Source organism: Lysinibacillus capsici (assembly GCF_003367505.1).
GTDB classification, from domain to species: Bacteria; Bacillota; Bacilli; order Bacillales_A; family Planococcaceae; genus Lysinibacillus; species Lysinibacillus capsici.
This window is the reverse complement of the sequence record NZ_PXXX01000009.1, coordinates 182,379-195,090: the sequence shown is the minus strand read 5'-3', so window position 1 is coordinate 195,090 and position 12,712 is coordinate 182,379. Positions and strand designations below refer to the sequence as shown.

Sequence of the window (12,712 nt, the reverse complement as noted above, 5' to 3'; positions counted from 1 at the left end):
CTACGCTCACCTCGATAAAAGGTAGGTGAGCGTCTTTACTAAATTAGCGAATACGCTATACAAAGAAAGGTGTTTTGACGATGGAGAGAAAAATTACAGTACTTCCCGGTGATGGAATTGGGCCAGAGGTTGTTGCTTCTGCTGTACGTGTATTACAGGTGATTGGTAAACGATTTAATCATACATTTCATTTAGGATATGCAACAATTGGTGGTGCTGCGATTGACCAGCACAATAATCCATTACCTGATGAAACAATCGAGATGTGTGAAAATAGTGATGCGATTTTATTAGGAGCTGTAGGTGGTCCAAAGTGGGATCAAAACCCTCCTGAATTGCGCCCAGAAAAAGGGTTACTGCGAATTCGGAAACACTTCGATTTATTTGCCAATCTACGTCCAGTAAAGGCGTTCCCGAGTTTACTAGATGCTTCACCATTAAAGCGTGAAGTGGCTGAGAACGTTGATTTAATGATTGTACGTGAACTAACAGGCGGCGTATACTTCGGGGAACCACGTATGCGTACTGAAAATGGCGCAATTGATACAACGGTTTACTCTAAAGCAGAGGTAGAGCGTATCGTTGAGAATGCCTTTGAACTAGCACGTTTACGTGGTGGCAAATTATGCTCTGTTGACAAGGCGAATGTGCTTGAAACAAGTCGCTTATGGCGTGAAGTTGTAGAAGCAAAGAAAAAAGAGTATCCAGATGTAATCGTAGAACATAACCTAGTAGACTCTGTCGCAATGAAACTTATTACAAATCCTGGACACTATGATGTAGTCGTTACTGAAAATATGTTTGGTGATATTTTAAGTGATGAAGCATCTGTTATTACTGGTTCTCTAGGTGTTTTACCATCCGCATCCATTCGTGGTGATAATTTTGGCTTATATGAACCAGTACATGGCTCCGCACCAGAAATTGCAGGGCAAGGTGTAGCAAATCCTGCTGCAACCATATTATCCGTAGCGATGATGCTGCAATATTCATTTGGCTTAAAAGAAGAAGCAGCAGAAATTGAACGCGCGGTAAGTGCAGTATTTGATGATGGCTACTTTACAGCAGATCTTGCTCGTGACGGCAGTCGTATTTTATCAACTAATGAATGGACAGATAAGGTAATTAACGAAATTGATACTAGCTTTGTATCACAAAGTATTATGACAACATATATTTAAAGAAATAGGTGAAGACAATGGGTAAAAATATAATTGAAAAGATTTGGGATAAACATGTTGTTTATCAGGAAGAGGGCAAACCGGACCTGTTATATATTGATCTTCATTTAATTCATGAAGTAACATCTCCGCAAGCTTTTGAAGGGTTACGCATGAACGGACGTAAAGTGCGTCGTCCTGATTTAAGCTTTGCGACAATGGATCATAACGTACCAACAAAAAATTTACCAACTATCCATGATCCCATTGCGCGCAATCAAATCGAAACATTAGCTAAAAATGCTGAGGAATTTGGCGTTGAGTTAGCAGGCATGGGTCACCCTGACCAAGGGATTGTCCATGTGATTGGGCCAGAGCTTGGATTAACACAGCCTGGTAAAACCATTGTTTGTGGCGATTCTCATACATCGACTCACGGTGCCTTCGGGGCCATTGCATTTGGTATTGGGACATCAGAGGTGGAGCATGTATTATCGACGCAAACATTATGGCAAAATAAGCCGAAAACGATGGAGATTCGTGTTGAAGGGGAGCTACCAGTTGGGGTAGCGGCAAAGGATATTATTCTAGCCATCATTGCCAAGTTCGGAATAGGTGTTGGTACAGGACATATTGTGGAATTCACTGGAGAGGCTATCCACAAACTATCTATGGAAGAACGCATGACGATTTGTAATATGTCAATTGAGGCAGGCGCAAAAGCAGGGCTTATCTCACCTGACCAAACAACAGTCGATTATATTCGTGGACGCAAATATGCACCGCAGGGAGAAAAATTGGAAGAAGCAGCCGCTTACTGGTTAAGTCTTGCTTCAGACGAAGATGCAACGTACGATACGGTTCGTATTATAAAAGCTGAAGAAATTGAACCAATCATTACGTGGGGAACAAACCCATCGATGGGTACTGGTGTTTCTGGGCATGTTCCAACACAAGCAGATTATGAGGATGAATCAGACAAGGCGGCACTTCAAAAAGCACTTGCCTATATGGGCTTAGAGGAAGGCCAGCCATTAACATCCATTGACATCCAGCATGTCTTCATTGGCTCCTGTACAAACTCACGCATTAGTGATTTGCGTGCAGCTGCTGATGTCATCAAAGGGCGTAAGGTGCATGACAAGGTCACAGCCATCGTTGTCCCAGGCTCACATACAACGAAAAAACAAGCAGAGGCAGAAGGTTTAGATAAAATATTTATGGATGCAGGCTTTGAATGGCGAGAATCTGGTTGCTCGATGTGTCTTGCGATGAATGATGACGTCGTACCAGCTGGAGAACGCTGTGCCTCTACCTCAAACCGCAACTTTGAAGGACGTCAGGGCGCTGGAGCTCGTACACATTTAGTGTCACCACCAATGGCAGCAGCCGCTGCGATTGCAGGTCACTTCGTCGATGTACGTGAATTTGTGAAGGAAACAGTGTAAGTCTTGCTTTACTCGGGAAGGGATGATTGAAAAATGGAACCAATTAATATCGTAAATAGTGTCATCACACCACTTGATCGAAAAAATGTTGATACCGATCAAATTATTTCAAAAGAATTTCTAAAACGTATTGAGCGCACAGGTTTTGGACAGTTTTTATTTTACCATTGGCGTTTCGATGCACAAGGGAATGAAATAGCTGACTTTGTATTAAATAAACCTGAATTTAAAGAATCTAAAATTCTAGTGGCGCAAGATAATTTCGGCTGTGGCTCCTCTCGTGAACATGCACCATGGGCAATTTTAGATTACGGTTTTAACGTTGTGATTGCACCTTCTTTTGCAGATATTTTCCATAATAACTGCTTCAAAAACGGTATCTTACCGATTAAGCTAACAGAATCGGAATGTGATGCTATTTTAGCAAAAGGCTTAGCAAAGCCCTATAGTATGGAAGTAAATCTTGCAGAGCAAACCGTAACAGGGGAAGATGGTACAGTCTATCATTTTACAATTGACCCATACTATAAAGAAACGTTACTGAATGGCTGGGATGAAATCGCCTTAACCTTTAAATATGAGGACCACATTGCCGCATATGAGGCGAAGCGAGTAGCCTATTAATTGATATGACTGAAGACAAGTTTTATGTTGTCTTCAGTTTTTTTGTGTTTGTAGTGCATTTCCTATATGAAATTATTTATAATAAAGGAAACATCAAATGCGAAGGTGGCACTATGTTATCATTATAAAAATATTTGTATATTAAAGGACAAATCCAGCCAGTTTTTGAAAGCGTCATCTCAAGCATTGCTTCGCATAACAGGAAGATAGCCTGAGTGACTAGATCGTTTTCATTTAACGAGTAAAAGAAGCTCGTATCGATTTACAGTAAGTGAAAGAATTTAGGGCATCCCTAAAACAGTCGATAGGTTTTTAGTTTATACGAATTTTTATATTGTTAAGCTACTGAAATGATACTACTCATTTCAGTTGTTTTTTATTTGATCAAAAGATGAAAGGTGGAATTCCATGATTACAGTTATAGGAAGTTTAAATATGGATTTAGTTGTACAAATGAATGCTTTTCCAAAGCAGGGGGAAACCATTCTAGGTAACTCGTTTCAAACAGTTCCAGGAGGAAAAGGGGCTAATCAAGCAGTTGCCGCAGCTCGTCTTGGCAGCGAGGTGGCGATGGTTGGCTGTTTAGGGAATGATCATTTTGGTGAGACATTACATGCTGCTTTACAGCAAGAGCAGATTCAGACAAACGCCATTGTAAAAAGCACCACTGCTCCTACAGGCATTGCTAATATACTTATTTACAATAACGATAATCGAATTGTTGTCGTACCTGGAGCTAATTATGACCTAAGCATATCCCATCTTGAAGCTTCAAAAGAGTTGATACAAAAAAGTCACTTGGTAATTATACAGCTTGAAATCCCTAAAGAGACGACAGCCCATGCCATTCATTTATGTAAAGAAGCGGGTGTTCCGGTACTGTTAAACCCTGCTCCAGCAGCCAATTTTGATGTGCAGTGGATGGACGATATTACCTATTTAACACCTAACGAGACAGAATGTGCTGAAATTTTTAACGAGCCTGTGGAACAAGTTTTAGAAAAATATCCTAATAAATTAATCGTGACGCTAGGAAGTGATGGTGCACGTTATTTCGATGGCTCCTATCCAATTCATGTTCCAGGTTATATGACAACAGTCGTGGATACAACGGGCGCAGGTGATACCTTTAATGGTGCTTTAGCCTATGCTTTAGTAGAAGGGCAATCGTTGGATGAGGCTGTATATTTTGCTAATATCGCTGCTTCCTTATCTGTAGAGAAACTAGGTGCCCAAGGTGGAATGCCATTACTTGGAGCTGTTTATGCACGTATGGCTGGTTTGGAGGAATAGGACAAAGGTCAGCTATTCAGCAACCTTGGAGAGAAATCTCCAAGCCTAATACTTCTAAACTCATAGCTGGGACTATTCCCTTTAGTCTGTGTAGCAATCATATATGAAGCAGACAGGAAATAGGTGTAAGGATGAATTCCTATTTGTCGTATAAACGTATAAGTATATTGTCCTCTTTTCATCAATCCATGTATTAGAAAAGCCATAGTTTCATTTATAATGGTCTTATAGATACATACGAAAAGAGGTTTTGAGGATGACGAACATTGACAATACGCCAATCGAAAATACAACCTCAGCGAATAATATTTTGCCCCAATTTGTTGACCAACTACGACACTTGTATGGCATCATCGTCCAAAATACATATGTGAAAGATACAGCAAAACATTTAAATCGAATCATTCAAGATGCCAATAACCAGACGATGATTTTAATAGTTGGAAAAGAGCGGGTGGGCAAAACAACACTTGTGAATGGACTTCTAGGACGCGAAATATTATCGGTAGATGATCAGCATCCAACAAGTGTAAATACGTTTATACGCTACGGCGAGCAAGAAGAGATTAAAGCTTATTTTTTAGATGGTGTTGTCGCTGTATTTGATCTCAGTAAATTAGAGCTACTAACAACTGGCGATACGTTTGCTTCCCAGATTTTACGTGAACACTTAGATTATCTAGAAGTCTATTTGAAAAATGATTTATTAAAATCCGTGACAATAATTGATTCTGTGTCATTAGAAGCAGGCGGAGGAGAAATGGCTTATTTTTCAGAGGCGCTTATGAACCGTGTTGATGAAATTTTCTGGGTGTTACGCGCTGGTTCAATGGCAATGGATGCTGAACTTCTCTTGATTGAAACGTTAAAGAATAAAGGTGTTGAACCTTTATGTGTCATCAACGGCATCGATGATGAGGAACATGCTACAGCATTTATGGACTCTGAACAACAACGTATTGGTCATTTGATGAGTGATTTTATAGGGATTTCAGCAATTAATGCACTAGTAGCCAAACAAACAGACAGTCATGAGCTTTGGCAAAAAAGTCAGTATGATCAATTAATTGCTCACATTCATCGTGTGGCTGAAAATAGTGATAAAAAAACATATGCCATCCTAATTCGCTTCTTACAATGGCTTGAACGATTCCGCTTCGAATTAACTGTAATTCCACAACGAGATCCATTTCAATCTGCTGTAGAGAATATAGAAAAATATGCAGGCGATACCCAATATGAATATTCTCGCTATCAACGTGACTTAGCAATTGTCAAAGAATATGAGCAAGAATATGAACAGGTAGCGAACACGTTTAAACAGGTTCAAACACTGTATCAGCTATTACAAACGATAGCGCAACATGATTATTTACACGATTCCAAGGTGGAAGAATTTACTGAAATTGCTGTGCACTATCAACAAATGTTGCGTGAATACCGCAACATGCACAGTGAGTATTTACGCGAATATGAGCGTTTAGATGCACAACATAAAAAAATTCATGGTAAAGGTCTTATGAAAGCTTTCTTTGGCCAACATACGCAAAATGAATTTTTCAAAGAGCGTGTTCAAAAACTCAATGAGCAGCAAGAGGTTTGTGTCGCCCAATATGCCAAGGTACAACAAGCAGAGGTTTCAATGCTACAGGCGATTCGAGATACACAGCCTTTTTTGATTGATTTAGTGAAAGTACGCATGAGCCGTATTGAACAAAAGGTACAGAAACTAAATCAACAGCGTGCAAAAGATAAGCGTCAGTTAAAGCGCTATGCTGAAAAATTAAATGAATTTTCTTGCTTAATCGAAGCACAGGGTTATATAAAAGAGCATCTTCAACCATTTTTAATGAATGAGCAAATGCCGTTGAAATCGAAGGATATTGCCATGCTTGAGGAAACTGTGCAGGCTATTTTAGCCATTGATTTATCAAACAATGGCTTACTCGCAAGAAGTCAAATGAATAATAAAATGGAAAGTATTGCAATACCTTTTGAGGTGCAAGAAAAATATCCCCTGCAAATGCTTGACTTAAGGGAAGAAGATGTAAAATCAAATGATATACCCGAAATACCTAAAAAATTAGTTGTACAATATGAAGATTAGGTTTTCACCAAACGTTCTAAAAGTAGCATGCTTTTAGAACGTTTTCTTTATGATATGAAACAAATCATTCCAGTTTTACGTATAAGTAGTAAGGAGGGATACACTTGATTGAAATAAATGGACGCTTCACGAATGCAAAAATCTTTGCGCAAACAGCATTACAAACAGCTGTTGATCAGATTCAAGAATTAACAGACCAGGCTTTTATGGCAGGCACTAAAGTACGTATTATGCCAGATTATCATGCGGGTAAAGGATGTGTCATTGGCACGACCATCCAATTGCAAGACCGTGTTGTACCCAATCTTGTCGGCATTGATGTGGGGTGTGGTGTATTTGTAGCACAACTTGACGTAACAACAGTTGATTTTGCTCAACTCGATGCCATCATTCGCACATATGTACCAAGTGGGCAGGATATTCATAAAGAAGTATCGCCAAGCCGACATTTTGTAGAGTTTGAAGGTAAACAATTTCGAGCAAGCGGCTTGAAAGACGACTATACGAACTTGTCATTAGGTACACTTGGGGGAGGCAACCATTTTATTGAGCTTGCCAAAGATGAAGATGATCAGCACTATTTGCTCATCCATACGGGGTCACGCTATGTAGGGGCAAAGGTTGCTAATTGGCATCAAAAAAGAGCTTATGAAAATTTACGTCGAGAAGATTTGACAGAAAAAATAGAAGCAATGAAACAGCAAGGACGACAACAAGAGATTCAATCCATGATACAAGCCTATAAAGAACAAACACCGTTCGTTCCGAAAGACTTGTCATATTTAGAGGGGGAAGCTTTCCATGATTATATCCATGATATGAAGATTGCACAGCAATTTGCACGGATGAATCGTTGGACCATTGCAGAAACCATTGCTAAACAGATGGATTGGCATTTTACAGATACGTTTGATACGATTCATAACTATATCGATACAGAAACGATGACGCTTCGCAAAGGGGCTGTTCGTGCAAATAAAGATGAAAAGCTAGTTATTCCAATGAATATGCGGGATGGATCTCTGATTTGTATAGGGAAAGGCAATGCGGAATGGAATTATTCAGCCCCCCATGGAGCAGGACGCATGTTTTCACGACGCGCAGCGAAAAAAGCTTTGAATATGGCCGATTTTAAAGATACGATGCAGGGAATTTGGACAACATCAGTCAATGAAGAAACATTGGATGAGGCACCAATGGCCTATAAGCCAATGACAGAAATTACTTCTGCGATTAGGGAAACTGTAGATATTGTCAAAGTTATTAAACCTGTTTATAACTTTAAAGCGAGTGAAGCTGCAAAGCCATATGAGCGAAAGCGTTAAGGTAGAGAAGGAATCATCACTATAATCAGTATTCTATAGATGATATAATATAGCTTCACAATGATGAAATGGGTGGTTTTTTTGGTATCTTCAAAAGATGTGGCGAAGCATGCTGGTGTCTCACAAACAACTGTATCTAGAGTATTGAATACACCAGAGCTTGTAAAGCCAAAAACAATTGAAAAAGTAATGCAGGCGATAGAGGAACTAAACTATGTGCCAAATGATATAGCAAGATCGCTTGTTCAGAAAAAAACAGGTATTATTACATTGATTTCGGGGCCCTTACACAACCCTTTTTTTGTTGATACAACTACAGCCATCGTGAATTATGTTAATGCACGTGGCTATAAAGTTAATGTCTATTTTGGCACAGAGGATAATCTTAATTCAATCTACAATGCCGTTTTAGAAACGAAAGCAGACGCAATTATATTGTCTTCTATGTTGTATCAAGATGATTTATTTTATAAACTAGAAAAACTAGCTATTCCATTTATTATGTTTAACCGTAAGCATAAAGAGAATAGACATTTTGTAGAAATTGATAATGTTCAAGCAGGTTACCTTGCGACCAAGCATGTCCTATCATTAGGGCATGACTCTTTATGTTGGATAGGGGGTCCACATCAAATGAGTACCTTCTATGGACGCTATCTGGGATTTGAACAAGCTTTACAGGATTATGGGCTAGATGCAAAATTAGTGCCTACTTTTTTAACGAACACCAATAAAATGGATATTGAACGTGCGTTTGCAGAGCTTTTACAACTCGAAAAAAGACCAACAGCTATTTGTGCTGCTACGGATGCCATTGCCATTGAAATATTGAATCTTTGTTTAGAGAGAGGTTTTCAGGTTCCGAGAGATTTTAATATCATTGGTATTGATAATGTAGAGCTTAGTAAACATCACTCTATTGCCTTAACAACTGTAGGTTTAACATCAGAAGAGAACTTAGGTTTTATTGCTATCGAAAAATTATTTGAGGTAATGGAGAAAAAAAGTACTTGCATTAGACAAACAGAGTCTGTTAAGATTTTCCCAAGAAATACAACGTGTAAAATAAACTGATAGACCATCAGTTTATTTTTTACACCAAAATGGTTACGTATTCATTTCTTTATTTTCTGAAATGAATACGTAACCATAAAAAGAAAGGAGTGAATTATGATTGAAAAAGGGCTTATGGATTAATGGAGAATGGAAGATGACTGCTGAATGGATGGAGATCCAATCTCCCTATTCACAAGAGGTATTGGCACACTTTGCGATGGCCACTGAAAAAGATGTACAGGAGGCCATTGAAAGTGCGCATGCTGCAGCTCCTCAAATGGCTGCATTAACTGCTTTTCAACGAGCAGAGATTTTAGAGCAGTTATCCACCCTTTTTGCAGAAAATAGAGATGAAGCAGCAAGTATCATTGCAATGGAATCAGCCAAACCGTTAAAGTATGCTTACGCTGAAATTGATCGCACAGTTGAAACCTATAAATTTGCGGCAGAAGAAGCAAAGCGACTTACTGGTGAAATGGTTCCAATGGATGCATCAAAAAATGGAGAGGGGCGCTTTGCTTATACATTAAGAGAGCCAATCGGTGTTGTGGCAGCGATTACACCATTTAACTTTCCGCAAAATCTAGTAGCACACAAAGTTGGGCCAGCATTAGCTGCAGGCAATACGATTGTATTGAAACCTGCCACACAAACAGCGCTATCCGCCCATTTTTTGGCAAAATTATTGGCGCAAACAAATTTACCAGCAGGTGCCTTTAATCTTGTAACTGGACAAGGTAAATTAGTAGGCGATGCATTTTTAGCACATCCAAATGTTAAGATGATAACGTTTACAGGAAGTCCAGCGGTAGGGATTTCTCTACGCAATCGTGCAGGCTTGAAGAAAGTAACCTTAGAATTAGGTTCCAATGCAGGCGTAATTATCGATGAAGGGGTACAGCTAGAGCGTATTATGGATCGCATTGTGATGGGGGCCTTTTCCAACCAAGGTCAAGTCTGTATTTCTTTACAACGTATCTATGTCATGGAAAGTATGGTGGAGGAATTTTTAATTCGGCTGAAGGAAAAAATAGAGCAGCTTACAATTGGTGATCCAATGGATAATCAAACAGATCTTGCTATGATGATTTCACAAGCTGAACAACAGCGTGCTTATCAATGGATTAAAGAGGCAGTAGCTGAAGGGGCACAAGTAATTACAGGTGGTCACATTGACAATCATATTTTATTGCCCACTGTTTTATATAATGTTCAGCCACAGAGTCGTGTATCCTGTGAAGAAATTTTTGCACCTGTTGTTATCGTTAATACGGTATCCACCATTGATGAAGGGATAGCGGCTATCAATAATTCTCACTATGGCCTACAGGCAGGCATCTTCACTCCTTCTATTCAGACAGCTTTTCAGGCTACAAAAGCATTGCACGTTGGTGGAGTCATCATTAATGATGTACCTACTTATCGAGTAGATCACATGCCATATGGTGGTGTAAAGGAAAGCGGCACAGGCCGTGAAGGCATTAAATATGCGTTAGAAGAAATGACGGAAATGAAGCTAGTAATTTGGAATAACCAATAACTAATAATCACGAATGGAGATGGGAAAATGAAAATGATTAAACAACATCCAAAATTGTATGTGATGGACAATGGTACGATGCGAATGGATAAAAATTATATGATTGCGATGCACAATCCCGCAACCATCGATCATCCAAACCAGCCAAATGAATTTGTTGAATTCCCTGTTTATACAGTATTGATTGATCATCCAGAAGGCAAAATTCTATTTGATACTGCATGCAATCCAAACTCGATGGGTCCAGAAGGGCGATGGGGTGAATTTACGCAAAAAGCATTTCCTATTAATATGCCAGAAGAATGCTATTTACATCATCGTCTAGAAGAATTAAATGTTCGTCCAGAGGATATCAAATATGTTGTTGCTTCCCATTTGCATCTCGACCATGCAGGGTGCTTAGAACTCTTTACAAATGCCACAATTATTGTACAGGAAGATGAGTTTAATGGCACATTACAAACATATGCTAGAAACGTGAAAGACGGTGCCTATGTTTGGGGTGACATTGATATGTGGATTAAAAACAATCTACAATGGCGCTTAATCAAACGTGGCGAGGATCATGTAAAACTAGCTGAAGGGATACAAGTATTAAATTTTGGTAGTGGTCATGCTTGGGGAATGCTAGGTTTGCATATTCAAATGCCTGACACAGGTGGCATTATTTTAGCCTCAGATGCCATTTATACGGCAGAAAGCTTTGGGCCTCCTGTCAAGCCACCAGGCATTATCTACGATTCTGTAGGTTATAATACAACAGTGGAACGGATTCGAAGACTAGCAAATGAAACAAATTCACAGGTATGGTTTGGCCATGATCCTATTCAATTTAAATCATTTAGAAAATCAACGGAAGGCTATTATGAATAGATAGGAGTAGAGAAGCCATGCATAAATTAACCTTTACGCCTGCTAGCTATACTGGCTGGGGCTGTTTGAGTCAGCTTCTGCTAGAGGTAAAGAAGTTTAACGCTCACAATATTTTGATCGTGACAGATCCATTATTAAAAAAAATAGGTCTAACGGACAATGTTGAAAAGCCTTTGATTGAGAAAGGCTATACAACGACCATTTATACGGATATTGCACCAGAGCCTCCGCTTGCAATTGGCGAAAACCTGGTTGATTTTACGAGAAAGCATCCATTTGATTTGGTGATTGGTGTAGGTGGGGGCAGTGCACTGGATTTAGCAAAGCTTGCCGCCGTATTAGCAAAACATGATGGAAAAGTTGCAGATTATTTAAACCTAACAGGAACGAAAACATTAGATAATAAGGGGTTACCTAAAATCTTAATTCCTACCACTTCTGGGACAGGCTCGGAGGTAACAAATATTTCTGTGCTATCACTGGATACAACCAAGGATGTTGTGACACATGATTATTTATTAGCGGATGTAGCGATTGTAGATCCTGCCTTAACGATTTCCTTACCATCGAAGGTGACAGCGGCGACTGGGGTAGACGCGTTAACTCATGCGATAGAAGCCTACGTATCAGTAAATGCGAATGCAGTAACGGATGCACTTGCACTACAAGCTATCCGATTAATTAGCCAGTCAATCCGAACAGCTGTCCATAATGGACAAGACAAGCAAGCGCGCACAGATATGAGTTATGGCAGCTATTTAGCAGGATTAGCCTTTTTCAATGCCGGTGTAGCAGGCGTCCATGCTTTAGCCTATCCCCTGGGAGGTCAGTTCCATATAGCTCATGGTGATTCCAATGCAGTACTATTACCATATGTCATGGGGTATATTCGTCAAAGCTGTGAAAAACGAATGAAAGATATTTTAGATGCCATGGGAATATCATCATCCTATTTATCGCAAGAAGAGGCTTCCTATAAATGTGTTGATGCCTTACAACAACTCGTTCAAGATGTGAAAATTCCCTCAACATTACAAGGATTCAATATCCCTGCATCAGCACTTGAACAGCTAACAGAGGATGCTACAAAACAAACGCGTATTTTAGCGCGAAGTCCAATGCCATTAAAGCGTGAAGATATCTATCAAATCTATCAAGCTGCCTTTGATGGAGTGGTAAGGGAACCATAAAGAACCTGAGAAACGTTGATTTTTCAACGTTTCTCTTTTATTGCATCTTTTGAAAATCCCACAAGCAAGATAGATACCTAAAAAAATCTGCCTTAA

The 12,712-nt window shown here is 39.4% G+C and carries 10 protein-coding genes; all 10 read left to right on the top strand.

The window, feature by feature from the left end:
* Window positions 1-80: 80 nt before the first annotated feature.
* The 10 genes from leuB (at window position 81) to C7B89_RS06330 (ending at window position 12,616) form a co-directional block, all read left to right on the top strand.
* Window positions 81-1,181, top strand: coding sequence for a 3-isopropylmalate dehydrogenase (gene leuB / locus C7B89_RS06375; protein WP_004231422.1), 1,101 nt, complete (start codon window positions 81-83; stop codon window positions 1,179-1,181).
* Between the two features lie 17 nt (window positions 1,182-1,198).
* Window positions 1,199-2,608 (top strand): 3-isopropylmalate dehydratase large subunit, encoded by a 1,410-nt coding sequence (leuC, locus tag C7B89_RS06370; protein ID WP_048392387.1) that lies wholly within the window; start codon window positions 1,199-1,201, stop codon window positions 2,606-2,608.
* Between the two features lie 33 nt (window positions 2,609-2,641).
* Window positions 2,642-3,232, top strand: a complete 591-nt coding sequence (leuD, locus tag C7B89_RS06365) for a 3-isopropylmalate dehydratase small subunit (protein ID WP_048392388.1) — start codon at window positions 2,642-2,644, stop codon at window positions 3,230-3,232.
* A gap of 408 nt (window positions 3,233-3,640) precedes the next feature.
* On the top strand, window positions 3,641-4,525 hold the full coding sequence (gene rbsK, locus C7B89_RS06360; protein WP_115673341.1) for a ribokinase: 885 nt from the start codon (window positions 3,641-3,643) through the stop codon (window positions 4,523-4,525).
* A gap of 256 nt (window positions 4,526-4,781) precedes the next feature.
* A complete protein-coding gene (locus tag C7B89_RS06355) occupies window positions 4,782-6,632 on the top strand; it encodes a dynamin family protein (RefSeq protein WP_048392390.1) in 1,851 nt (616 codons plus the stop codon).
* A gap of 104 nt (window positions 6,633-6,736) precedes the next feature.
* A complete protein-coding gene (locus C7B89_RS06350) occupies window positions 6,737-7,957 on the top strand; it encodes an RtcB family protein (protein ID WP_054550473.1) in 1,221 nt (406 codons plus the stop codon).
* Between the two features lie 72 nt (window positions 7,958-8,029).
* On the top strand, window positions 8,030-9,031 hold the full coding sequence (locus C7B89_RS06345) for a LacI family DNA-binding transcriptional regulator (protein WP_231595618.1): 1,002 nt from the start codon (window positions 8,030-8,032) through the stop codon (window positions 9,029-9,031).
* Between the two features lie 100 nt (window positions 9,032-9,131).
* On the top strand, window positions 9,132-10,553 hold the full coding sequence (locus C7B89_RS06340; RefSeq protein ID WP_115673340.1) for an aldehyde dehydrogenase family protein: 1,422 nt from the start codon (window positions 9,132-9,134) through the stop codon (window positions 10,551-10,553).
* Window positions 10,554-10,580: 27 nt separating this feature from the next.
* Window positions 10,581-11,426, top strand: a complete 846-nt coding sequence (gene ahlS, locus C7B89_RS06335; RefSeq protein WP_115673339.1) for an AhlS family quorum-quenching N-acyl homoserine lactonase — start codon at window positions 10,581-10,583, stop codon at window positions 11,424-11,426.
* Between the two features lie 17 nt (window positions 11,427-11,443).
* Entirely contained in the window at window positions 11,444-12,616 is a 1,173-nt protein-coding gene (locus tag C7B89_RS06330; RefSeq protein WP_115673338.1) for an iron-containing alcohol dehydrogenase, read from the top strand.
* Window positions 12,617-12,712 lie beyond the last annotated feature (96 nt).

What these genes read in the sequence shown, in the direction of transcription:
- leuB (WP_004231422.1), top strand. Translation starts at nt 81, where the DNA reads ATGGAGAGAAAAATTACAGTACTTCCCGGTGATGGAATTGGGCCAGAG.
- leuD (WP_048392388.1), top strand. Translation starts at nt 2,642, where the DNA reads ATGGAACCAATTAATATCGTAAATAGTGTCATCACACCACTTGATCGA.
- rbsK (WP_115673341.1), top strand. Translation starts at nt 3,641, where the DNA reads ATGATTACAGTTATAGGAAGTTTAAATATGGATTTAGTTGTACAAATG.
- leuC (WP_048392387.1), top strand. Translation starts at nt 1,199, where the DNA reads ATGGGTAAAAATATAATTGAAAAGATTTGGGATAAACATGTTGTTTAT.
- C7B89_RS06355 (WP_048392390.1), top strand. Translation starts at nt 4,782, where the DNA reads ATGACGAACATTGACAATACGCCAATCGAAAATACAACCTCAGCGAAT.
- C7B89_RS06330 (WP_115673338.1), top strand. Translation starts at nt 11,444, where the DNA reads ATGCATAAATTAACCTTTACGCCTGCTAGCTATACTGGCTGGGGCTGT.
- ahlS (WP_115673339.1), top strand. Translation starts at nt 10,581, where the DNA reads ATGAAAATGATTAAACAACATCCAAAATTGTATGTGATGGACAATGGT.